This is a genomic window from Micromonospora sp. A202 (genome assembly GCF_006715105.1).
Lineage (GTDB): Bacteria > Actinomycetota > Actinomycetes > Mycobacteriales > Micromonosporaceae > Micromonospora > Micromonospora zamorensis.
Genome location: NZ_VFMP01000001.1, coordinates 6484562 through 6507217 on the forward strand (window position 1 = coordinate 6484562; position 22656 = coordinate 6507217).

Annotated in this window: 20 protein-coding genes and 1 pseudogene; 11 read left to right on the top strand and 10 right to left on the bottom strand. The window is 69.4% G+C overall.

Translation table 11 applies throughout. The annotated features are described in order from the left end of the window. Position 1: 1 nt before the first annotated feature. Positions 2-973, bottom strand: a complete 972-nt coding sequence (locus FBZ33_RS30055) for an NADP-dependent oxidoreductase (protein WP_221629515.1) — start codon at positions 971-973, stop codon at positions 2-4. Positions 974-1187: 214 nt separating this feature from the next. Between FBZ33_RS30055 and FBZ33_RS30060 the strand changes: the two genes are divergently transcribed. Continuing rightward, positions 1188-1883: a YoaK family protein gene (locus FBZ33_RS30060; RefSeq protein WP_141911738.1), complete on the top strand. Its 696-nt coding sequence runs from the start codon at positions 1188-1190 to the stop codon at positions 1881-1883. Between the two features lie 12 nt (positions 1884-1895). Here the strand turns inward: FBZ33_RS30060 and FBZ33_RS30065 are convergent, their stop codons facing one another. The 3 genes from FBZ33_RS30065 to FBZ33_RS30075 form a co-directional block, all read right to left on the bottom strand. Then, complete coding sequence (locus FBZ33_RS30065; RefSeq protein WP_141911739.1) at positions 1896-2963, bottom strand: WxL protein peptidoglycan domain-containing protein; 1068 nt, start codon at positions 2961-2963, stop codon at positions 1896-1898. An 89-nt stretch (positions 2964-3052) separates the two neighbouring features. After that, positions 3053-5026, bottom strand: a complete 1974-nt coding sequence (locus FBZ33_RS30070) for a metallophosphoesterase family protein (protein WP_141911741.1) — start codon at positions 5024-5026, stop codon at positions 3053-3055. 144 nt (positions 5027-5170) lie between these two features. Beyond that, on the bottom strand, positions 5171-6388 hold the full coding sequence (locus FBZ33_RS30075) for a HupE/UreJ family protein (protein ID WP_141911743.1): 1218 nt from the start codon (positions 6386-6388) through the stop codon (positions 5171-5173). Positions 6389-6570: 182 nt separating this feature from the next. On the opposite strand from FBZ33_RS30075, the gene FBZ33_RS30080 reads away from it, so the two are divergent. Further along, positions 6571-7233, top strand: a complete 663-nt coding sequence (locus FBZ33_RS30080; protein ID WP_088950647.1) for a hypothetical protein — start codon at positions 6571-6573, stop codon at positions 7231-7233. Between the two features lie 53 nt (positions 7234-7286). Here the strand turns inward: FBZ33_RS30080 and FBZ33_RS30085 are convergent, their stop codons facing one another. From FBZ33_RS30085 to FBZ33_RS30095, 3 genes are all read right to left on the bottom strand, one after another. Next, positions 7287-8954 (bottom strand): cellulose binding domain-containing protein, encoded by a 1668-nt coding sequence (locus FBZ33_RS30085; protein WP_141911744.1) that lies wholly within the window; start codon positions 8952-8954, stop codon positions 7287-7289. A gap of 287 nt (positions 8955-9241) precedes the next feature. Beyond that, positions 9242-9937, bottom strand: coding sequence for a hypothetical protein (locus FBZ33_RS30090; RefSeq protein ID WP_141911746.1), 696 nt, complete (start codon positions 9935-9937; stop codon positions 9242-9244). After that, positions 9930-10430, bottom strand: a complete 501-nt coding sequence (locus FBZ33_RS30095; RefSeq protein WP_124822440.1) for a sigma-70 family RNA polymerase sigma factor — start codon at positions 10428-10430, stop codon at positions 9930-9932. The genes FBZ33_RS30090 and FBZ33_RS30095 overlap by 8 nt, the downstream gene beginning before the upstream one ends. Positions 10431-10610: 180 nt before the next feature. On the opposite strand from FBZ33_RS30095, the gene FBZ33_RS30100 reads away from it, so the two are divergent. From FBZ33_RS30100 to FBZ33_RS30130, 7 genes are all read left to right on the top strand, one after another. Further along, positions 10611-13841 carry a S8 family serine peptidase gene (locus FBZ33_RS30100; RefSeq protein WP_141911748.1) on the top strand — a complete coding sequence of 1077 codons (3231 nt, stop codon included), beginning with the start codon at positions 10611-10613 and terminating at the stop codon, positions 13839-13841. Positions 13842-14135: 294 nt separating this feature from the next. Continuing rightward, positions 14136-14735, top strand: a complete 600-nt coding sequence (locus FBZ33_RS30105) for a trans-aconitate 2-methyltransferase (RefSeq protein WP_141911750.1) — start codon at positions 14136-14138, stop codon at positions 14733-14735. Between the two features lie 153 nt (positions 14736-14888). Then, positions 14889-15224 carry a hypothetical protein gene (locus FBZ33_RS30110; protein ID WP_088950652.1) on the top strand — a complete coding sequence of 112 codons (336 nt, stop codon included), beginning with the start codon at positions 14889-14891 and terminating at the stop codon, positions 15222-15224. 20 nt (positions 15225-15244) lie between these two features. Continuing rightward, a complete protein-coding gene (locus tag FBZ33_RS30115) occupies positions 15245-15550 on the top strand; it encodes a pore-forming ESAT-6 family protein (RefSeq protein ID WP_088950653.1) in 306 nt (101 codons plus the stop codon). Between the two features lie 37 nt (positions 15551-15587). Next, positions 15588-15947 (top strand): DUF6507 family protein, encoded by a 360-nt coding sequence (locus FBZ33_RS30120; protein ID WP_088950654.1) that lies wholly within the window; start codon positions 15588-15590, stop codon positions 15945-15947. Continuing rightward, entirely contained in the window at positions 15944-18271 is a 2328-nt protein-coding gene (locus FBZ33_RS30125) for a hypothetical protein (RefSeq protein WP_141911752.1), read from the top strand. The genes FBZ33_RS30120 and FBZ33_RS30125 overlap by 4 nt, the downstream gene beginning before the upstream one ends. Beyond that, entirely contained in the window at positions 18268-18963 is a 696-nt protein-coding gene (locus FBZ33_RS30130) for a hypothetical protein (protein ID WP_141911755.1), read from the top strand. Before FBZ33_RS30125 ends, FBZ33_RS30130 begins: the two co-directional genes overlap by 4 nt. A gap of 16 nt (positions 18964-18979) precedes the next feature. Here FBZ33_RS30130 and FBZ33_RS30135 read toward each other — a convergent pair. After that, positions 18980-19830 (bottom strand): annotated as a pseudogene (locus tag FBZ33_RS30135) (IS5 family transposase). 145 nt (positions 19831-19975) lie between these two features. Here FBZ33_RS30135 and FBZ33_RS30140 point away from each other — a divergent pair. Further along, positions 19976-20311 (top strand): toxin-antitoxin system YwqK family antitoxin, encoded by a 336-nt coding sequence (locus tag FBZ33_RS30140; RefSeq protein ID WP_141911757.1) that lies wholly within the window; start codon positions 19976-19978, stop codon positions 20309-20311. Positions 20312-20350: 39 nt separating this feature from the next. On the opposite strand, the gene FBZ33_RS30145 is transcribed toward FBZ33_RS30140, so the two are convergent. Together FBZ33_RS30145 and FBZ33_RS30150 are read right to left on the bottom strand one after the other, a co-directional pair. Then, positions 20351-20686: a hypothetical protein gene (locus FBZ33_RS30145; RefSeq protein WP_141911759.1), complete on the bottom strand. Its 336-nt coding sequence runs from the start codon at positions 20684-20686 to the stop codon at positions 20351-20353. 192 nt (positions 20687-20878) lie between these two features. Further along, a complete protein-coding gene (locus FBZ33_RS30150; protein ID WP_141911761.1) occupies positions 20879-21586 on the bottom strand; it encodes a DUF899 family protein in 708 nt (235 codons plus the stop codon). A gap of 136 nt (positions 21587-21722) precedes the next feature. Here FBZ33_RS30150 and FBZ33_RS30155 point away from each other — a divergent pair, with 136 nt between their 5' ends. Continuing rightward, the gene (locus tag FBZ33_RS30155; RefSeq protein ID WP_141911763.1) at positions 21723-22652 is read left to right on the top strand and encodes an RNA polymerase subunit sigma-70; all 930 of its coding nucleotides are present in this window, start codon (positions 21723-21725) and stop codon (positions 22650-22652) included. Positions 22653-22656 lie beyond the last annotated feature (4 nt).

Here is a 22656-nt window from a genome sequence, read left to right on the forward strand (position 1 = left end):
CTCAGGCCACCGTCAGCAGGAGCTTGCCGGCGTAGGAGGTCTCCAGGCGCTGGTGCGCGTCCCGCACCTTGCCCAGCGGGAACTTCTCCGCGACGTGCACCACGAAAGGCCCGGCCTCGATGAGATCGTTGAGGCGCTGCAACTGTCGAGGGCTCGATTCGCCGTCGTAGGCCCGCACCGTGACGCCCGGCCGTTCCTGCGGCTCCGGCCGCACCCCGTGGGCGAACGCGACGACCCCGCCGTCGGCCAGCGCCTCGGTGAGCCGGTCGAGGGTCGCACCGCCGGCCATCGCCAGGATGGCCTTCACCCCGTCCGGCGCCGCGTCCCGGATCCGGGCCAGCACGTCGGTCATGTCGCCGTGGCCGTCGAGGGAAACGTCGGCGCCGAGCCGGGTCACCAGGGCGACGCCGTCCGCACCGGATGCCACGGCGATCACGTTCAGTCCCTGCCGTTTGGCCAGCTGCACGGCCAGGTGTCCCTGACCGCCGCTCGCACCGAAGATCAGCAACCAGTCGCCGGTCGACAGGCTGACGGTGTCGAGTCCGGCCAGCGCGGTCAGCGCGTCGGTGGGCATGGCGCCGGCGTGCTCCGCCGGCACGCCATCGGGCACCCTGGCCGCGTACTCCGCCTTGACTGCCGCGTACTCGGCGTAGAAGCCGCCCTTCGGCCGGGTGGTGGCGGAGACGTAGACCAGGTCGCCGACAGCGACGTTGGACACCTTGCTGCCGGCCGAGATGACGGTGCCGGCACCGTCGGAGCCGGGCACGATCGGAAGGGCAGAGCCCTCCGGTACGAGCACGCCCTGCCGCTCGTACACGTCCCACACCCCCACGCCGGCGCTCCAGACCTTGATCAGCACCTCGTCGTCGGCGATCTCGGGGATCGGCAACTTGCGGAGGGTGATCACCTCCGGCCCACCGAAATCGTCCAGGGCCGCGGCCTGCATCCGCTCTGGCACATCCCCGTCAACCATGTGGATTCCCCTCCCGTGCCGGCGTCACCGTCGCAGCATGCCGGCTCGGGGACAGACGTGACCCCGGTGCCGGGTGCCGTTCACCCACAAGGGCGACCGTCCGCTCGCGGCGTGTCCCGGCGGGCGTAGTCGGGACGGGCACGGGAATGGCTGCGTGCCCGGAGTCAGTCGGCGCCGGGCCAGGGCTGGTGGCAGGACGACGGGAGGCAGCACCGTGCGCGCACCGTCGACGCGGGCCACGGCCTGGCTCCTGGTGACGTTGGCCGCGGCTTCCGGCTGTATCGACGTGATCTGCCTGACCAGGCTCAACGGGTACTTCGCCAGCGTGGTCACCGGCAACCTGGTGCACTTCGGCCACGCGCTCGCCACGGCGGACGCCCGCTCGTTGATGGGTGCGGTGGTGGCGGTCGGTGGCTACGCGGTGGGGGTGGCCGCCGCCACGCTGCCGCTGCGCCGCACCCCACCGGGGTGGAACGGCCGTACCGCCGTGGTCACCTCGGCCGAGGCGGTGCTGCTGCTCGGCTTCACCGTGGGCTGGTTCGCCTGCTCGGCCCGTCCCGGGTACGGCTTCGGGCTGGTGCTGCTGGGGATGGCCGCCGTGTCGAGCGGCATCCAGAGCGTGATCACCATTGGTGCCGGCGTGAAGGGCGCGTCGACCACCTATCTGACCGGCTCGCTGACCGAGCTGGTCCGACGTCGCATCGTCGACCCGCACCGGTTCGCCGACGTGGGTGGCGTCGGCCGATTGGCCGGGCTGGTGCTCGGCGCCGCGCTCGGCACGGTGCTGCTGCGCACCGCCCCGACCTGGGCACCGGCGCTGGCGGCGGCGCTGGTGATCGCGGTGATCGCGGTCGCCGTCGGTCTGACCCGCCGCGCGAGCGCCGCCGGCGACCACCGCCAGCGGCGCTGACGGCAGCTGGGATCAGGACGTCTGCGGCTCCTGGCCGCGCAGCGCCTGCGCGACGGCGTCGCGCACCCGGGCGTCCTCGCGCACCTTGCGCTGCGTCCGGTTGCGGCGCCGATACAGGTACGCCCCGACGAGCGCGGCGACCAGGACGACGAGCGCCAGCACCAACGTCCACGGCAGGGCCCAGCCGTGCGCGGTGACCGTGACCGGCTTGAGCGAGGTGGTGGAACCCGACGCGTCGGTGAGCAGCGGCGTGAGGGTCGCGGTCGAGGCCAGCGAGATGGCAGGGGCGACGCCGTGCACGGGCACCGTCACGTTCCAGCTCTCACCCGGAAGCAGCTCCGGCGGCGCGGCGATGTCCCTGGCCCGTACCCGCAGCAACCCGAACGGGCCCGAGACCGACACCGCCTGCTGCCCGGACAGGGCGGCGTTGCCGACGTTGTGCACCTTGTAGGTGATGGTGGCGTCGCCCTTGCCGAACGGGTTGGCCGAGCCGGCGTACGTCACGTGCAGGTCCTCGATCGCGAGGTTCGGCTTCAGCTCACCGCCGACCCGCAACTTGATCCGGATGCCGAGGCGCCGGTCGACGTTGATGCCCTCGGCCTGGTCGGCCTGCGTCAGCGCGGTGAGGATGCCGCCGACGTAGTCACCGGGCGTGGCGTTGTCCGGAACGCCGATCGTGAAGGGGACCTGCGCGGTCTTCCCGGGCTGGATCACGACACTCTCGGCTTTCGCCTTCACCCAGGCGCCGACCGCGATGGACTTCTTGTCCTTGGTGAGCAGGTCGAGCTGGCCCGCGTCGGTCGTGAAGCCGTCGGCTGCGTACACGGACAGGGTCAGCGGCGACGGGCCGCGGTTGGCCACGACCATGGCGTCCTCGACGGCGCCACCGGGATTGACGTTGTAGCTGTAGCTGGACCGGGCTTCGCCGTAGCCGTTGGAGGCCGTCCGGACCGTCCAGGCGACGTTGCCGTCCGCCGCCGAGGCGGGGCCGGCACCGACACCGACGGCCGCGACGGCGGCGAGCAGGGAGAGCGCGGTGGTGCGAAGGACTGTCTTCCAGCGCGTTTCGGACGGATACATGTCGGTTCCTTGAGGTGATCTTGGGAGGGTGACACATGGGTGGCGGGGCAGGCCCCGAAGGTGCCTACCCCGCCGAGTGGAACGTCCGGTCAGCTGCTCAGGGCAGTGATCGTGAGGGTGGTGCGGTAGCTGCCCTTCGCGATGCTGTCCGGGATCTTCAGGTCCAGGTCAGCGCCGAGCTTGGCGCCGCCCCGGGGGTGACCCTGCGCGGCCGCGCCGAGCCCGCTGGAGACCGAGAGGCCCTTGCCCTGGTCGTCGTAGGACGACAGGATCGGCGCCCCGGCCTCGGCGCCCGCGCCGCCGTCGAGCACGTACGGAGTCCAGCCCAGGTAGGAGCCGGAGAACTTCTTCTCGGCGTCCTGGAAGTCGCCGACATTGGCCGAGATCGACCACGGGGCGAGCGAGCGGCGGCTGTCGGACACGAGGATCGGGTTGATCTTGCCGGTCGCCTCGAAGAAGGTGCCGTCGCGCTCCTGCGCGGTACCCAGGTCGACCAGACCGTTGTAGCCGTCGATCGTCCAGCCGAACTCGCCCGGAGCCGGGTTCGGCACGTTGACCTGGATGGCCTGGCCGTCACCGTGGAACGGGTGCACCGTCACGTTGTCGACGATCGAGCCGACCGGCTGGCCGTCCGGGGTGTTGACGCAGGAGAGGCCCTTCTCCACCGCCGCGTTCGGTGCCGCGCAGGTGCCGCTGCGGACGTTCGCGAGGACCAGCTTGTCGCCGCGGACCTGCACCTTGACGTAGCTGCGGACGTGCTCCTGGTTCTGCACGGAGTTGTACCAGTACTTGTTCGGGTCCAGCGGATCCGGGCCGTTGCCCCGGATGCCGGTGCCGGTGTTGTCCGGCTTCTTGATGTCGTAGTACTTCGAGCCGGAGGCCGAGTTGGCCGTCACGTAGATGACGCCACCCGGGCCGGGGAACACGTCGGCGGAACCCGGCTTCTCGGCCGGGTTCTCCTTCTGGCCGTTCTTGATGGAGTAGCTGCGGGTGTAGCTGTGGTCGTGGCCCTGGAGCACCATGTCGACGCCGAGGTTGGAGAACGCGGTGGTGAAGTCCTCCCGCCGCTGCTTGTTGTCGGTGTCGGTCGCGTGGCTGGCCGGCGAGTAGATGGAGTGGTGGTAGACCAGCACCTTCCACTTGGCCTCGGAGCCGTGCTTGTTGATGACGTCGGTGACGTACGCGACGTGCGCCGCGTCGCCGCCGGCCGAGCCGTCCGCCGGGTTGACGTAGCTGTTGCTGTTCAGGTCGATGAACAGCACGTCCTTGTGGATGAACCAGTAGTCGCCGCCGGACCGCGTCGCCTGGTCCCCGTTGTAGTACGCAGACGAGCGGTCGGTGTTCGGGGTGAAGTGGTGCTGCTCGTACGACTTGCCACCGACGTCGTGGTTGCCGATGGTGGCCACGAGGGGGATCTGGCGCAGCTGGTCGGGGGCCAGGAACGAGGTCCACTGCCCCTCGTCGTTGGCACTCTCGACGTGGTCGCCGGCGGACACCAGCAGCTCGGCGTTCGGGTTGGCCGCGGTGGCCACCTTCAGGGTGTCCTCCCAGCCGGCCTGGTCCTTCAGCCGGTCGCCGGAGGAGCCGATCTGGGGGTCGCCGAAGAACAGGAAGTCGTAGTCGCCCTCGAAGTCCTGCGTCTTGAAGGCGTACGTCGGGGACCAGCTGCCCTCGGCGCCGACCCGGTACGAGTAGGCCGTCTTCTCGCGCAGGTTGCTGATCGTGGCGTGCCGGTTGAAGCCGGTGGTGGAGGTGTTCGCCGCACCGACGGCGTCGAAGCTGACGGCGCCGGCCGGGAACTCACCGTTGACGATCTCGGCGGTCGGGGCGAGCTGGATCTTCTGCGCGGTGTCGGCCGAGGAATACCAGCTCACGATGCGCTGGGTCTCGTTGGCGCCGACGCCGAGGACCACGCTGCTGATCGTGGTGGACTCGGCCGCACTCGCGGTGGCCAGCAGGCCACTGCCGAGGGCCGCGCCCATTCCCAGGAAGCCGGCTGCGACCCCGGCCACCAGACGCCGCCGCACAAGCCCGGAGGCCCGTGTCGAGGTCTTCAATGTCATCGACATTGTTCCCTTTTCAAATAGAGAAATGGATTGTGCCTTCACCCGACGCTGGGGAAGCAGATCCACGCTTTCGCCGCCTGATGAACCAACCATGAACGTGATCTTGCGAAAGACTGCACTTCACGAACTACTTAGCCCTACTCATGATCCAGAAATGCGCTGGACAAACCAGATCAATCCCATAATGGACACGCTCGCAGAAACAACCCCGGTCGCCCAGAGGCCGGCTTTCGGCGCACGGCGGCGCAGCACGAACAGCAGCGGGAAGACGACAGCGATAATCGTCAACTGAACGACCTCGATGCCGACGTTGAACACCAGCAGCGACCACAGCAGGGTCCACGACCACGCCTCGTCGACGCCCAACGCGCCGGCGAAGCCCAGACCGTGCACCAGGCCGAAGCAGAACACCACCCCGAGGCGGATCCAGCCCGCCCGGTCGAGGCTGAAGTGACCGGCCCCGGGCGTCTCCAGGTCGGCCGCGTGCGTACCGCGCCGCCAGATCCCCCACAGGTGCCAGCCAGCGACGACGGCGATCGACAACGCGATGACCGGCTCCACGATCGCCGCCGGCACCTCGACCATGCCGAGGGCGGCGAGCATGAACGTCACCGAGTGCGCCAGGGTGAAGCTGGTGGCGGCGAGCACGATCTCGCGAAGGCGCCGCGATCCCGCGATCAACGCCAGCAGGAACACGATGTGGTCGATCCCGGAGAGCAGATGCTCGGCGCCCAGCAGGAAGAACTCGCCGAACCGCTGGTACCAGGCCTGCCCGGTGGAGAAGGTCGAGTGGTCGGCGTCGAGCGCCGCACTGCCCGACCGGCCGTCGATCTCGTACGTGACGATCGTCTTGGTGTCCTTGACGTATCCCTCGCCATCGGGGAAAAGACTGCTGCGCACCTCGTGCTCGTCGCGCCGCTCAGGGCAGGTCCAGTCCAGCAGCAGATCCGCGTACGGCACGCCCTCGCGCTCGCCGATCGACGCGTCGCCCACCTCTGTCGGTCGGCAGGCCGCACTCCCCGACGTGACCGAGAAGCGGTCGGCGACGTACGCGAGGACCGTCGAGGCATGGCTCTTCAGGGCCGTCGCCTGGGCGGTGGCGTCACCCGCCTCGAACGCGGCCGTTCCCGCCTGGAAGAGCGGGTCGGCGTCAGCGGAATCGGCGGCGGACACCACGAGAAGGTCGTATTCGAGCTCCAACGCCGTGCGGACGTGACCCTCGTCTCCGGCGGATATTTTCGCGTACACGGTCGACGAAAAGCCGTGCGCGGACGCGGTTCCGGCGCCCAGCAAAGGAATCACCGCTGCGGCGATCCCGACAGCGGCGACGATTACGGTACGGCGGACGCGCCCTGACATGCGACTCCCTCGGTTGGCCAGTGCACGTTGCACGGCGCGGGTGAACGCCAGCCCGCGCGCCGACGAACCGCCGGAAAACAAAGACCCCTAGCGCCCACTCACGGATAGTTGGCGACCAGAATTGAGATAGGAATACGAAGACGTACGCGCACTTTCCGCCATCACTCGAAAGGACGATCGCCTTGCGCCCCCCGCTCCGGGCCGTTGCCATGCTGGCCGCGACCGTCGCCCTGATCACCGGCTGCGACTCCGGCGACGACTGGTCACAGCCACACCCCGAGCCCGCCGCCATCGGCACTCTCGGCCCAGGATTCGTCGCCCCCTCCACCACACCCGCTCCGGAGGCGACGATCACGCCGCAGCCGGGCTCATGGGACGGCGTCCACCCGCCGAAGGACTACCGGGTGGTGTTGCTGACCTCCGGGGACGACGACCCGACCAAGGTGCTCGTGACAGCCGTCAAGGAGTGGGCCGACGACGAGCACGTCGACCTCCGGACGATCGTCGTCGGCACTGCGCACGACGCGGTCTCCAGCATCGCCAAGGCCATGGAGATGGGCCCGGACCTCATCGTCGGCGCCGGCAACGACCTCATCGACCCCCTCGCGCTGGTCACCCCGAGCCACCTGGACGAGAAGTTCCTGGTGGTGGGTGCGGAACTGGCCGAGCCCACCCACAACGTCACAGCGGTCGACTGGGACGGCGCGTCGTTCCGCGGGGAAGGGCTGGGCGCGTCCTCGACGTACGACCCGAAGTCGTTCACGGCCGAGCGCTGCGCGGCCGCCATCCGGGCCGGCGTGGCCGCGGTCCTCAACGACCTGACCGGGATCGTCGTCTGGCTCTGACGCTCAGCAGGGCCCGGCGCGGAGGTGTTGGGCCTCCGCACCGGGCCCGCGGATCAGGTGGACGAGCAGGTGGGAGTCATCTCTGCACCGGTGCCGGTGCCCTGGAAGCCGAACTCGGTCGACTGGCCGGGGGCGATGGCGCCGTTGTAGGCGACATTGGTGAACTGGACAATGCCGGTGGTGCCGCTCCGATCGGCACCCCAGATGTTGGTGATGCTGGCGCCCGACGGCAGGGTCATGGTGATCGTCCAGCGGTTGACCGGCGCAGATCCGGCGGTCACCCGGACCGTGGCGACGAAACCGCCCGTCCACTGGTTGATCGACGCCGTCGCCGCACAGCCACCAGCGGTCGGAGGCGGCGTGGTCGGAGGCGGCGTTGTCGGGGGCGGCTCGGTCGGAGGGGGTGTCGTCGGGGGCGGCGTGGTCGGCGGCGGCGTGGTCGGGCCGTCAGCCAGGACCGGCGTCTGCCAGTCCCGCCAGTCGGCCAACCGGCCGAGCGCCCTGCTCGAAATCCGGATCACACCCGGCTCGCTCCCCGTCTTCAACAGGAACTTCCGGATGTTGTTCTGCAGGGGAACCCGCCACTCCGGGCGGTTGGCGCAGTGGGTGCCGTCCTGGACGTCGGACCAGTAGGTGATGTTGTCGCCGGCACCGAGCGCCCGGTAGACCTCCGCGCCACCCAGGGCGGCCACACTCGCCGACCGGGGACCGAGGTTGGCGATGTGCGGGTTGTCCATGATGAACAGCCCTCGTGGCGCCACCATGGCGACCATCTCGTGCGTGTCCACCGGGAGCCTGTTCGGGCTGCCCGTAAAGGACCCGAACGCGTCACCCAGCCACGGCTGCTCCCCGTACGCGCTGCTCAGGCTCTGGGCACCCTCCCCCGGGATGCCCCGGAAGATGGGAACGCCAGCGCTGCCCGACTCGATGGGCATGGTCAGGGCGATGCGCTGGTCGAACACACCGATCGCGAAGGCGCCCTTGCCGTATCGCGAGCAACCGGTGACACCCATCGCGTCGGCCTTGAGGATGCCGTTGCCGGACTGCTCGACGACGTCGATGATCCGGCTCACGCCCCAACCCCAGGCGGCGAGCAGACCGGTGCTGCTCGACGCGCCGTAGATGCTGTAGAACGCGCCCTGCTTGTTGTTGCGGGGCGTGCCCTCACGGCCGACGACCATGGGGTCGTAGCTGATGACGGCGGCGCCGGCGGCCTTGATGGTGGCCGTGTCCGCGCCGAACCCGCCGACGACCACGACGGCCGGGAACGGGCCGGTGCCGCCGGGCAGCTCGACCCGCGCCGAGAAACTGGCGCTCCTGCCGTTGTGCGACACGTTCACGGTGACGGTGCTGTTCGAGACCGTGCCTGTGACGGTGGCCGGCTTTGCCGGCTTGTCGCCGAAGACGAACTTCTCCGCCAACTCCTTGATCTCGGCTCGACGGCAGCGCCAGTCGGACCTGGAGGTGATGGTCTGGCCGTTCAGCTTCTTGAACGGATCGGGGAGTTTGGCGTTGGTGGGCAGCGAGCCCAGGTCCGGCAGACCGGACACCGCGCAGTCGGCGCCCTCGTCCTCCACTGCTGCGGCGGCCATGACGCCGGTGGCGGCGTGTGCCGTTGTCGTCCTTGTTGTTACCGATACCGATCCGGCGATCGTGAGCGCTGCTACCGCCAGCGCGACGACCGCCGATCGGATCCCAGAGCGGCCCGAGCTGATGATCATCAGGCTCTCCTTCCGAGTGCGGTGGTGGTGAAGGGAAGGAACGAAACGTGATCGATGATCACGAATGCCAGCCACGTCAAGTCTGGGTCCGGTTATCGGAAAGTGTCAATATCTGAGCCGAAAGTTTCGGCCTTTCCGGCCCACAGCCGTCGCCCGTGGGGGTGCAGATGCATGCAGCTCAGGCAGACGGGTCGAGGCCGGCAGGCTGTCCGAGCTGTCGGTGCCGGAGTTCACGCCTGCCAACGGGGGGCATCGAAACGTTTCGGTAAAAGAGCGTCCCCGTCGGCTCAGCTCGGGGCGGGCCCGCGATCCTCGAACTCGTACGTGGTGGTCAGGCCCTCGGGCAGGTCGGGCACCAGGGCGTTCGTGCCGTCGACCACCTGGACGTAGCGCTTGCCCTGGAAGATCGAGTAGCTGCCGTCGGGGACCTGATCGATCCGGAAGAGCTGCGTCTCGGCGGCCGGGTCGCACCCCCGGCCGCGCACGCTGCCCGGCGCGGCGTCGTGCACGACGGTCATGCAGACCGCACCGGCACCCGCCGCCGAGGCGATCTGGTACCTGTCGCCCTGCGGGCGTAGGACCCAGAGCGACACGTCGTCGGTGCCCGGCTCGCTGGCGGCCCGCACCTGGTCGGTGCCAGGGCGGACCACCAACGCGGCTCCGCTCATGCCGAGCACCACGATCCGGACCTGGCGCCTGCCACCGAGGATCTCCTGCGGACCGGCGGTGGCGGTCACGGATGGCACGACAGCCGGTGGGGCCTGGCCGGCCGGGCCGACATCGGGCGTGTCGACGTCGGCCCGCACCTGCGACAGGGCGGTGCCGGCGGCAACGGCCACGACAGCCAGCCCGGCTGCGGTGGCGGCCGTCCGGCGTCGCCGTCGCCGGTCGCTGCGGCGACGCAACGCCTGCGCCCCGGGCAGCGTGGTGACTCGCCGGACCTCGTCGGCGATCGCCGTGAGGTCGTCGCGCGGATCAGCCATGGGAGGTCTCCTCCTGGTGGGCATCGGTCAGCAGCCCGGCCATCGCTCTCCGACCTCGGGCGAGGTACGTCTTCACGGTCCCGACGGGCGCCTGCATCTCCGCTGCCACCTCGGCGACGCTGAGATCGTTGAGGTGGTGCAGCACGACGGCCCGGCGCTCGTTGGCACTGAGCCGCTGGAGCGCCTGCAACAGGGCGACGTGGTCCTCGTTCAGTCCGGGCACGCCCTGGTCGACGGCGGCCCGACGGTGGGCGCGTACCCGGTTGAAGGCCTTGCGCCAGCTGCTCACCGCGATCCGCGAGGCCACCCGGCGGACCCAGGCCTCCGGGCTGTCCGTCTCCCGCACCGTCCGCCAACGCTGCCAGGCCCGCATGAACGCCTCGGCGACGGCGTCCTCCGCCTCGGCGCGGTTGCCGGTCAGCGCGTACACGTGACCCACGACCCGACCCGCACAGGCCGCGTAGAGGGCGTCGAACTCCTCGGCATCACGCATCCGGCCGGTGCCCTCCCACGCCTCGTCCCCTGGTCACCGCGCATGCAACTCGCCCGGGCCGACCGGCCACGTCGGCGCGGGGCAGGAATGTGACCGCCATCACACCGTGGTGATCAACCTGACGCCCTGGCCAGGCGTCATCGTGCCGTCCCGGGAGAGGCCCGTGGCGGAGAGGACGATGTGCGACGACGGCAACGACGCGCCCTGACAGCCGGCGTACTCGCGACCGCGCTGGTCGCGGCAGGCCTGGCGGCCCAACCGGCGAGCGCGCAGGAGAGGCCGACGGCCACCGGCTCCGGCACTTCCGGCACGTTCACCCTGATCACCGGTGACCGGGTGACGCTCGACGCGGACGGGCGGCCTGACATCCAGCGGGCGCAGGGACGGGCCGGCATGCGGTTCGTGAGCAGTCGGGAGGACGGTCACCAGTACGTCATCCCGGTCGACGCGATGCCACTGCTGCGCGACGGTCGGCTCGACCGGCGGCTGTTCGACGTCACCGCGCTCGGCGAGTTCGGCTACGACGACCGGGCAGCCGAGTTGCCGCTGCTGGTCGCGTACCCCGAGAACGAGGCGGCGCAGGCGCGGACCGCGACCGTCGGCGGTGACGGGCGGGTGCGGGCCGACCTGCCGGCCGCCCACGCGCTCGCGGTCCGGGCGGGCCGGGACGACCGGGTCACGCTCTGGGCCTCGCTGACCCGCGGGACGACCTCCGCGCGCACCCTCACCACCGGCGTCACCCACATCTGGCTGGACGGCAAGCGCAAGGTCTCCCTGGATCGCAGCGTGCCGCAGATCGGTGCGCCGGCGGCCTGGCAGGCCGGGTTCGACGGCACCGGCGTCACCGTCGGCGTGCTGGACACCGGGATCGACGCCAGCCACCCCGACTTCGCCGGGCACCTCACCGAGGTCCGGGACTTCACCGGCGGCAACGACCCCGGCGACGCGGTCGGCCACGGCACCCACGTGGCGTCGACCATCGTCGGCAGTGGGGCCGCGTCCGGCGGCAGGTACCGAGGTGTGGCGCCGGGAGCCAAGCTGCTCGTTGGCAAGGTCTGCGCCACCACCGAGTGCCAGGACTCGGACATCATCACCGGCATGCAGTGGCTCGCGCCGCAGACGCGGGTGGTCAACCTCAGCGTGGGCGGCGACGACGCGCCCGGACTCGACCCGTTGGAGACCGCCGTCCAGGAGCTGAGCCACCGGTACGGCACCCTCTTCGTGGTCGCGGCCGGCAACGAGGGCAAGCCGAAGTCGGTGTCCTCGCCGGCCTCCGCCGACGACGCCCTCGCCGTCGCCGCGGTCGACGCCGACGACCAGCGGGCCTACTTCTCCAGTCGGGGTCCGCGCATCGGCGACAACCACATCAAGCCCGAGATCAGCGCGCCCGGCGTCGACATCGTGGCCGCCGCGCCCGGGGGCGAGTACGCCACCATGTCCGGCACGTCGATGGCCACTCCGCACGTGGCCGGCACCGCCGCGATCCTCGCCGGGCAGCACCCGGACTGGGCCGGACCGCAGCTCAAGGCCGCCCTGATGGACTCGGCAAAGCCGACCGGCGAGGACACCATCTACGAGCAGGGCGCCGGCCGGGTCGACATCGCCCGCGCGGTCGCCCAACCGGTCGCCGCCGAGGTCGCCGCCATCGACTTCCCGGTCCAGCGCTGGCCGCACGCCGACGACACCCCGGTCACCCAGGTCGTCGGCTATCGCAACACGGGCACCGCGCCGGTCACCCTGACGCTGGGCATCGCCCCGGCCCCGTCCGGCATGCTCACCGTCAGCCCGACCACCCTGGTGGTGCCGGCCGGTGGCCGCGCCCGGGCGACGATCACCGTGGACACCCGGGTGGACGCCCCGGACGGCGTCTACCAGGGGGCGCTGACCGCGACCGGCGCCGGCGATCTGCGGGTACGGACGCCGTTCGCGCTCAACCGCGAGATCGAGAGCTACGACGTACGGCTCGACCACACCGGGCGCGACGGCAGGCCGGCCACCGAGTACACGACAGTGGCCGCGAACCTGGCCACCGGAGAGTTCAGCACCCTCGCCGTGGCCCCGGGCGGCGGAATCCTGCGCCTTCCCAAGGGCCGTTACGCGCTCTGGAGCACCATCCACGAGGCCAACATGTCGACCCTGCTCGTGCAGCCGGTCCTGGACGTACGCGGCCCGGTCACCGAGACGCTCGACGCCCGTAACGCCAAACCGGTCGCGTTGACCGTGCCGGAGCGCGACGCCGCAGCCATCTCGATCAACGTGAGCGCCAACTGGGACGACGGCTTCCGCTATCCAGGCGTGCAGCTCACCGGCGTGTCCTTCGCGGACGTCTTCTTCGGCCGGATCGGGCCCGCGGTCGCGGCACCCGAGTTCACCGCCACACTCGGTGTCGGGCTCGCCCGACCGGGCAGGGACGGCACCTTCCGGAACAGCCCCTACACGTACGACCTGGCGTACGTCCGCCCGGGCGACATGTTCACGGGCCTGACCAGGAAGCTCTCACCGAAGAACCTGGCCACCGTGCGGACGACCTACCGGAGCCAGTCCACGGCGACGACGGCCGTCCGGTTGCACCGTGCGGCGGCGCCTGGCGGCTCAGGCCCGATCGGTTCGAGGACGCCGGTCGATCTGCCGTTCCGCGGCACCGAGTACCACAACACCGACGGCGGCATCAGCTGGACGTCCACGTTCGTCGAGGGCGACAACTCCGCCACGCAGACGTCGACCTTCACGGCGGGCCGGTCGTACACCCAGACCTGGAACGCGGCGCCCTTCGGGCCCACCGTGGCCCAGGCACCGACGCTGTCGCCCCTGGGGTACGCGGGCCGCGACGGCGACACCATCTCGGTCGCGTCGTTGCCCCTGTTCGGGGATGCCACGGGTCGCCCCGCGAACCGCGATGACCTGCCAGTGCAGATCCGGCTGCTGCGTGACGGCAAGGAGATCGGCACCTCGGACAGCCCGTGGGCCGAGTTCGCGGTGCCCGCCGGCAAGGCGACCTACCGTCTGGAGGCGACGGCCACCCGGGGCGCACCGGACACCCTGTCGACGTCGGCCTCGGTGGCCTGGACCTTCACGTCGGCGCACACCACGTCGCCGCAGCGGTTGCCGCTGACGACGGTCCGGTCGACGCCCGTGCTCGACGACACCAACACGGGCCGGGCGGGCCGGATCACTACCATCCCGCTGGCGCTGGATCGGCAGGCGGGCTCGACGGCGGCGGCCAACCGCAATCTCGGCGTGTCCGCGTCGTTCGACGACGGCAGGACGTGGATCGCGTTGCCGGTGCTCCGGAACGTCGCCCTCATCAGTCACCCCCGGCGAGCCGGGTTCGTCTCGCTGCGCCTGACGGCCACCGACACCGCCGGCAACACGGTCACGGAGACGATCCAGCGGGCCTACCGGATCGCCTGAGACACTGCCCGGTCCGGGGTGGCGGCCGCTTGAGCCGCCGCCCCGGACCGGACCTCAGTACCTCAGTGCCTCGGTGCCGGGCCTGGCGTTCATGCCCGATGGCGGTGCCGCAGGCCATCGGGGCCACGCAGGTCGGCGCCCGGCTGCCCACCGGACATCGCGCCCTTACCCGCGCACTGATCGGGGCGACTCCGCGTGCCGGACGCGCCACCGGTGATCGAGGACACGGTGCACCGACGCGTCCGGCAGGGTGGAATCAGATGCGTGAGCAGAGCAGGCACCACGGGTGACGTTGTGAAGCGCACTCTGCCCATCCACGATCCGGCTTCCGCCACCGGCGATGCCGCCTCCTCGCCGGACGAGCCGGTGCGGCCGACGACCGCCCACCGGCAGCGCTGGGCGATCCAGACGATGGCTGTCGCATCCGACGACGAGGTGCTGGAGATCGGATGCGGTCGGGGGGCCGCCGTTTCTCTGGTCGCCAGCCGACTCACGACCGGCCGGATCGTCGCCATCGACCGGGCCGCGACGATGGTGCGAATTGCCACCAAACGGAACATGGCCCATATCAATTCCGGCCGAGCTGAAATTCGATGTGTCGGATTCGAGTCGGCGGACTTCGGTTCGCTCCGTTTCGACAAGATCTTCGCAGTGAACGTCAGCATCTTCTGGCTGGGCGACGCAACACAGCAGATCGAACGGATGCGGAGCCTGCTGACGCCTGGTGGGCGGCTCTACGTGTTCGGCGAACGGCCCACAGCCGCACACGCCACAGCGAACCTCACCTCGACCACGATGCTGCTCGAAGCCCACGGGTTCGCGACAACCACAGCAAGCGCCACTCGCGGTAAGAGCCAGGTGCTCACCTGTGTGAGCGGTGCACCAACCGACTGAGTCGTTGCATCTGCGGATGCGTGTGGCCATCTTCGGTGCCCGCCGAGACCACCGCTATTTGATCTATCGCGGTCGGTGGATGTCTAACCGGGTGGCGCGGGTGACGTAGCATTGACCGCGAACGTTATTCATCCCGGCACGGGGAGGAGCGGCATGAAGTTCGACATGGGAGCGCAGACTCTCGGCAGCCTCACCAAGCAGACCCAGGGTTCGTCTGATGATCTCGGCAGCCTGATCAAGCAGTTGATCGCTGCCGCTGAGCCGCTGCAGGGCAACTTCAACGGTGCCGGGCGGGTGGCATTCGATTCGTTCAAGGCCAACGCCGATTCGATCACCGCCTCTCTCAATTCGGCGCTGGGCGCGATTCTGGGCGGGCAGGGCGGAATGGATTCCGCGTTCGGCCAGGGTGACACCGAGATGGCCGACAACGCGTCGTCGGCGGCGGGCACCGCCAACTTCGACGCGGCCAGGTTCTCGAGCAGCCGCTGATCCCGGGGGAGTGACAGGTTATGAGCACAGATCGACGCAGCTTTGACGTGGGCACCTCGCAGCAGGTCCAGAGCGACCTCGCCGGGATCATCGCCCGGCTGGAGGCCGTGATCTCGCAGCGCAGCGCCGACGTGTCGGCCGCGATGGCCGACTTCCAGGCCGACGGCGTCTCCGAGGAATACCGGACCGTCGAGGATCGGTGGAACCGCGCCGCCGGCGAGGTGCGCACGATCATCGATCTGGTCAAGACCACGATGGTCAAGAACGACGAGACGGCGACGACCACGCTGTCCAAGGCGCGCACGGCGGTGCAGTCCATCGGCTGAGTTGTTTTCCATCGAGTGTTGACGAGGGAGCACAAGCGTGAGCGCCTGGGATATCTCCCCCGGTGGAGTGCGCGACGTCCTGAATCGCACCCATGCCGCGGCCGCCCCGTTCGAGGGGCAGATGACCAAGTTCAACTCGGCGCTGGAGGGTTCCGCCGTCCAGTCGAGTTCGGAGATCGTCGGCCAGGCACTTCAGGGCTTCGTTGAGTCGATCAAAACGGACCTCGAGTTCGTGTTCACTCGCACGGGGGCGTGCATGAATGCGGCGGCACAGGCGACCAACGCCTACGTCCAGGGTGATCTGGACATGGCCGCCAACGCGCAACGCAGTGCCTCGGCGGCACCCGACCCCTCGGCGACGATGCCGGGGCCGGGCCGTGGGGCGGTGCCGCGATGATCAATCCGGGGGAGATCCCCCAGATCCCCGGCAACATGGAGCAGTTGGCCACCCACGCACAGACGATCAAGACGACCGGTGTCGACTTTGCCAACACCGGTCAGACGATCGACACCACCTGGCAGGGGTTGGCCGCGGTCTACGAGGCACCGGAGGCGGCACAACTGTTCGCCGCCTCCGGCCCGATCCGCACCGTGTCGGCCTCGGTCGGTGAGGACGTCCAAGCCGTCGGCACCGCCCTGGCCACGTACGCCAGCGAGGTCAAGGAGATCAAGGCCCAACTCGCGGCACTGAAGGGCCAGGCGGAGCAGTTCGTCGAGTCGACAAAGGACGACGACGACTGGCGTGAGGACGAGGGCAAGGTCAACCAGCACAACGGCCTGATCTCTGCGGTGAACACGCAGGTCGCGGCGTTCTTCGAGGCGCAGCGCAAGTGCGCCAACACAATCAACGCCCTGTACGGGGGCCGCCAGTACCGCGCCGACAACGCCGACGGCCGAGCCGACGACGGCGAGTACGGCTTCAACGCCGACACGCTCAACGCCGCGGCCGGCGAGGACGGCGCCCTGCCCTGGGGCAGCAACGAGGAGCACGACCGCGGGTTCCTCGGTGACGTGGGCGCGTTCTTCAGTGGCATCGGTGAAGGCTTCGTCACCATGCTCGAAGACCTCGGCGGGCTGATCGGCCGCGACCCGACGACCGGCGAGTGGAGCTGGGGCACCGCCGGCCAGTCATGGTTGGGCCTCGGCAAGTTCGTCTGGGCGGTCTCCATCTACATCAACCCGGTCACCATCGTGATCGACCAGACGGTCGGCATGCCGTTCCTGGAGAAGCGCGAGGCGGGCAACCTTCTCCTCAACGCCGGCAAGAGCATCATCGCCTACGACATGTGGAGTGAGGACAAGTCGAGGGCCGGCGGCCTCGCCACGTTCAACATCGTCTCCGCCGTCATCGGCACCAAGGGGGCCGGCTCCGGCGTACGCGGCGCAGGTGCCGCGGTCAACAGCATCCGGGGCAGCGCGACCGCCGCCCGAATCGGCGCCGGGCTGGTCCGCGCCGGCAACTGGCTCGACAACCTGCCCACGGTGGGCGAAGTCGCCATCAACTTCGCCAAGAAGTTCGACATCCAGATTCCGCAGATCGGGCCCTTGCCCGCCATTGCCGGCGACGTGCCGGTCGGACGCGGCTTCGACGTCGAGATGCCGAACGACCGCGGCGGCAACCCGATGAACATGGACGCTGGCAACGGCCCCGGCAACACACCCGGTGGGCGCACCCCGGGAGAGTCGACAACCGGCAACCTCCCCGGCGACAACACACCCGTCCGTAACGGGCCGGAAGACACGCCACCCGTGCGGAACATGCCGGAAGACAACACGCCGCCGGGCAACCTGCCGGAGGACAACACGCCTCCCGGCAACCTTCCGGAGGACACCACACCGGGCAACGTCCCCGACGACACCACGCCGGGCGGGGGGAGCCCGGACCGAGGGCGGGATCTCACTCCGGCCGAGCAGCAGCGGTTCGTCGATCAGGCCGAGCGTCTGGGTCCTGCAGCGCGGACCCAGGTGGAGAACCTGCTCGCCCGTACCGACCTGCCGGACGGTATGGCCAACCAGGCCGTCCGGGACTTCATGGACCTTCAGGACTCCGGGCGGCTGGCGGGAAGCGTCGACCGGCAGGGAGACATCTTCCGCGACATGCTCGACAACCTCAGCGGGGACCGCTCCGCCTTCGATGGCGCGGCGACGGAGTTGCGCGCCGCGAACGACGTGCTCCAGAGCGGTGACCTGGCGCCGGGCAGCAGGATCGGTCTGAATGTCGTCGCTGGCGAACGGGTCAACCTGGGCAACGGCACGGTCGTCGACACCGGTCGCATCCCCGAAGCCGATCTCGTCTACCAGACCGCTGACGGCAACGTGCATGTGGTCGAGGTCAAGGCCACCGCGCAGACCGTGGCCAACAAGTTCCGATCCGACCCCGCTCAGTTGGAACGCATGCTCGAGTGGCGTGACGCCGCGCCGGGCCGGGAGGTCAGCATCCGGGTCGGCACCGACGAGGGTTGGACGGGGCTCTTCAGTCGCGCTGGCAACAACCCGCCGCAAATGGCGATCGAACGGCTCGCCGCCCAGAACGTACCGATTACGATCGGCGGGCGTACCTTGTCGGGTGAGCAGATGAACGCGCTGCACCAGGCGGTGGAACGGGCCGCCGTCGACCCGGCGCACCCGATGAAGAAGCCGGCTGCCTGGTTCGGCGAACACCTGCCGAACCTCGACGCCGCGCGTGACTTCCTCAGGCCCTACGGAGTTGATTTCCTGTGACCGGTCCCTGGGTTGCAACCGAATTGCTGGCCGCCCTGCCACTTCCGTGGCGGCTGGCGGATCCCGTCGAGCGTGGCAAGGCGACACGAGAGCTGTTGCCCGACCCACAGCAGCGGGCTGAAGCCCTACAGGCGTTGGAGATGTGTCTCGCCTACCTGGTGGACGTCAGGGACCGTTACGGCGACGAGACCGACTGGGGGCTTCCTAAGGAGTTCTTCGACGACTATTGGTTCATCCTCTACGCGGGGCTCAAGCAGTCGATGCCGACCCTCGCCGACGTCACGCCCGAGAGGGTGCGCGACTGGGCCGAGGCGTACCTGGACCCGGAGGACGTCTTCGGTGCCAGCTGGACGACGCCACCGGACGAGGTCGTTGACAGCATCGGTCGGTCGTGGGTCTTCTTCATCGTGCAAGGGGCGACGGAGAGTCTGGTTCGATGGCTCCGCGGCGTTGGGCCTGAGCATCTGGACGATTGGGAGCGGTCCCGAGTGGTCGACCTGCTCAAGGAAGCCACTCCTCGTCTGCAGTGGCGTCTGACGATTATCACCATCCCGACGATTCTTGATCTCGGGGGCCCCGACCAGAAGAGCTACTTCGATCGACTGGCCAACGACCAGGGCCTGCACGAGAAGACCCGCGCCGAGGCGGAGAGTGTGAACTCGTTCATCAACCGCGCACACGAGCCGATCTAGGCCGTGTCTTCAAAGGTCACAACCATTGGAGTAGCGCGGCGATGGTGACGGTGGCCTGGAACGAGGTTGCGGTCTTGTCGTAGCGGGTCGCGACGCTGCGGCACTGCTTGAGCCGGTTGAAGCACCGTTCGACGACGTTGCGCCGCTTGTAGAGCTGCTTGTCGAACACCGGTGGTCGGCCGCCACGGCTGCCGCGTCGGTGGCGGTTGGCCTGCTGGTCGGCGCGCTCAGGGATCGTGTGTCCGATGCCGCGTCGGCGCAGGTGCTCTCGGATGGCCTTCGAGCTGTAGCCCTTGTCGGCGATGACATGGTCCGGGCGGACCCGAGGTCGGCCGGGACCTGAGCGCTCGACCCGGATGGCGGCCATGACGTTGGTGAAGCGGGTGCAGTCGTTGACGTTGCCGCCGGTGAGCACGAACGCCAGTGTCCGACCCAGCCCGTCGCAGGCGAGGTGAATCTTGGTGGTCAGTCCACCTCGACTTCGACCGAGGGCGTGATCTTGTGGTTCGTCCGATTCACAGGCCCCCCTTTAGCGCCCGCGGCATGCTGGTGGGCTCGCACGATCGTGGAGTCCACCGACACCAGCCAGTCAATGTCCCCGGCCGCGTCCGCGTCGGCCTGGACCCCGGCGAGCATCCGCTCGAACGTGCCATCAAGGGCCCACCTGCGGAAACGGGTATAGATCGACTGCCACGACCCGTAGCGGGAAGGCACATCCCGCCACGCCGCCCCGGCCCGGATCTTCCACACGATCCCGTTGAGCACCCGCCGATCATCGACCCGAGGCCGACCACCCGTGACCGCCGACGGCAGATACCGCGACAGCGCTTCCCACTCGACGTCAGACAACTCGTAGCGACGACCCACGCCCTACATCATCCGACACCACGATCCTTTGAAGACACTGCCTAGGGCCGTCGCGAGTGCGGCGGCCACCCTCGAGGCGGTGTCGGCCCTGGTCCTGTGCCGTGGTCACGACGACTCGGGATCCGTCACCCCCCGGAGTAGGCACATGCGAGTCGAGTACGACGACGTTGAAATCGAGGACGACCTGCGGGTGACCCACCAGGGCGAACTCTTCACCGGCGAGGTGGTCGAACGCTCACCGCAGGGCCAGGTCATCGCCCTCACCACGTACTTCAAGGGCATGGAGGACGGCCCCTCCGCCGAGTGGTACCCGAGTGGCGAGCGCAAGGCGGAGGGCAGCGCGCACTATGGCATAGCTGTCGGCGTCCACGAGGAGTGGCACCGCAACGGCAACCCCGCCGCCCGTGTCGAGTTTGACGACCAGGGCAAGCTGATCAGCCGCCAGCGCTGGGCGGAGGACGGCACCCCGATCAAGAACTAGTACTCCAACGTCATTTGATCTGCCGACTGGCTTGCTCGGCTAGCTCATGAAGAAGATCATGGCCGCGAGGCTCGCCCCCATGGCCAGGTGCTCCCGACGGAGCAGGTCCGTGATCGGTCGATTGCGCAGCCGGACGAGTGCGGTCGCCATCCAGCAGAGGTAAGCCGCCGTGGCGCCGCTTAGCAACACGAGCGCCGGGTCATGGCCGGTGACGGTGCCGTGGTCCGTCCGGGGCCCGGCGGTCACGTGGTGGGTAGCCATCGACTCGCCGTGTTGATGCATCAGCACGGCGAGCGCCATGAGCACGGCCCCGGCCATACGGTGCCACGCCAGCTCCGGGCCGCGCTCGGTCGGACCGCCGACGACGATTGCCACCGCCAAGCCAGGAGCAGCAGCGTGCCCGCGCGCTGCACAACTGGTGCGGCGCCGAGGGTCACCGCGGCCACGACAGCCACTGTCGCACCCGCAAGTATTCGGGCTCTACGGGAAGCGCCCGCCCGCGGCACGACGCAGCAGCAGGCGGAGACTGCGGCCGATCCGAGCATGATCATCTTGATCATCAGGACGTCATCGCGGTGCGACGCCGGGGCGTGACCATTGCGCGGTGGGGCGGCCGTTGAGACGCCACGGGTGCCCGGTGACCCGCGGCCAGCCTTCAGGCGAGTTTTCCCAGTTCTCCTGCCGGCCGTACACCGTGAGGTCCAGGGCGTGGTAGGTGGTCATCAACGCCTCCACGCCCCGCCCGGTGGTCCAGTAGGTCTCGTAGACCTTGTCGCCGTCGCGCAGGTAGCACGCGATGAACCCGAAGTCACGACCGTCGGCCAGAGCCGGGTCAGAGTCTTTCGCCGAATACCAGGGGAACCTGTAGCCCATGAACTCCGCGAACGGGGCACTTTCTTCGTAGGGACCCTCGCAGAACACGGCGTAGGTGACGTCCCGAGCGTGCAGGTAGCCCAGCATCTGCATGTGACAGGTCGAGAAGGTGCACCCCTCACACTGATGCTCGTGCGGTTTACCGTCGTGCCACATGTGGAAGTAGGCGATGAGCATCCGGCGGCCCTCGAACACCTCCACCAGCGGGGTGTCCCCGCCTGGGCCCCGCACCGTCACCGTCGGCATCAGAGTCATCGGCAGCTGACGACGAGCGGCTGCGATCGCGTCTCCTTCGCGGGTATGGGCCTTCTCCCGGACCAGCAGTTCGTCGCGCTCGCGCAGCCAGGTCTCCCGGTCGACGACCGGGGGCGCGGCGGCGCTGGACGCGGGGGTTGCCGTCATGGCTATCTCCTTCGTGGAGTGAGGATCGGTCACAGATACAGACGACCGAGTCGGCGATCGTCATCGGTGACCGATGACGGATGGGTCCGCGGTCGTCAGTACGGTTGTGAGGACCAGTCAGCCCCGGGGAGATCACATGTCTGACTCGCCTGATGAGCAGGCGGTCTGGCTGCAGCGCGCCTTCGACGAGCACCGGCGTGAGCTACACGTCCACTGCTACCGCCTCGCCGGGAACGTCACCGACGCGGAGGACCTGGTGCAGGAGACCTTCCTGCGTGCCTGGCGGGCTCGCGACCGCTTCGAGGGTCGGGCGTCGGCGCGCACCTGGTTCTACCGGATCGCCACGAACGTCTTCCTCGACAGCCGCAAGGCGGCCGGTCACCGGACGGTACCGTACGGTGATCCGCTGGAGTGGTCCACCGAGCTCGGCCCCTATCCCGACGCCCTGCTGGCCGACGATCCGCAGACCGGTCTCGCCGCCCGGGAGACCGTCGAGCTGGCCGTGATCGCAGCGCTCATGTACCTGCCGCCGCGGCAGCGGGCGGCCTTCGTGCTGCGCGACGTCTACGGCTGGACGCCGCAGGAGATCGCCGCCGCGCTCGACACCGCCGTAGCGGCCGTCAACAGCCTCCTCCAGCGGGCCCGCCACACCCTCCGGCGGCGCGCTCCGTCGGACCCGAAGGACTGGCGCCGCCCGCAGCTCACCCGTGAGGACGAAGAGATCCTGCGCCGCTACGCCAACGCGAAGGACCCGGAGACTTTCCGGGCACTGCTCGCCGAGGACGTACGGATCACGATGCCGCCCGAGCCGCCGGTCGTCGGGATCGACGCGGCCGCGGAGTTCCTCGGCCGACCGCTCGACTGGCGTACGTTCCCCACCTCGGCCAACGGGCGCCCGGCACTGATCAACTATCTCCGCCGGCCCGGCAGCCCGCACTACGAGGCGTTGGTCGTCGACGTACTCCGGATCGAGAACGGGAAGATCGTAGAGAGCAACGCCTTCATCGGTGCCCGTCACGTCGCCGCCTTCAGCATGCCCGCCACGCTCGACGCCGAAGCCACGTGACGTT

Coding starts and splice junctions, on each gene's coding strand:
- FBZ33_RS30055 (WP_221629515.1), bottom strand. CDS start 973: ATGGTTGACGGGGATGTGCCAGAGCGGATGCAGGCCGCGGCCCTGGAC.
- FBZ33_RS30065 (WP_141911739.1), bottom strand. CDS start 2,963: ATGTATCCGTCCGAAACGCGCTGGAAGACAGTCCTTCGCACCACCGCG.
- FBZ33_RS30070 (WP_141911741.1), bottom strand. CDS start 5,026: ATGACATTGAAGACCTCGACACGGGCCTCCGGGCTTGTGCGGCGGCGT.
- FBZ33_RS30075 (WP_141911743.1), bottom strand. CDS start 6,388: ATGTCAGGGCGCGTCCGCCGTACCGTAATCGTCGCCGCTGTCGGGATC.
- FBZ33_RS30085 (WP_141911744.1), bottom strand. CDS start 8,954: ATGATCATCAGCTCGGGCCGCTCTGGGATCCGATCGGCGGTCGTCGCG.
- FBZ33_RS30090 (WP_141911746.1), bottom strand. CDS start 9,937: ATGGCTGATCCGCGCGACGACCTCACGGCGATCGCCGACGAGGTCCGG.
- FBZ33_RS30095 (WP_124822440.1), bottom strand. CDS start 10,430: ATGCGTGATGCCGAGGAGTTCGACGCCCTCTACGCGGCCTGTGCGGGT.
- FBZ33_RS30110 (WP_088950652.1), top strand. CDS start 14,889: ATGAAGTTCGACATGGGAGCGCAGACTCTCGGCAGCCTCACCAAGCAG.
- FBZ33_RS30115 (WP_088950653.1), top strand. CDS start 15,245: ATGAGCACAGATCGACGCAGCTTTGACGTGGGCACCTCGCAGCAGGTC.
- FBZ33_RS30125 (WP_141911752.1), top strand. CDS start 15,944: ATGATCAATCCGGGGGAGATCCCCCAGATCCCCGGCAACATGGAGCAG.
- FBZ33_RS30140 (WP_141911757.1), top strand. CDS start 19,976: ATGCGAGTCGAGTACGACGACGTTGAAATCGAGGACGACCTGCGGGTG.
- FBZ33_RS30150 (WP_141911761.1), bottom strand. CDS start 21,586: ATGACGGCAACCCCCGCGTCCAGCGCCGCCGCGCCCCCGGTCGTCGAC.
- FBZ33_RS30155 (WP_141911763.1), top strand. CDS start 21,723: ATGTCTGACTCGCCTGATGAGCAGGCGGTCTGGCTGCAGCGCGCCTTC.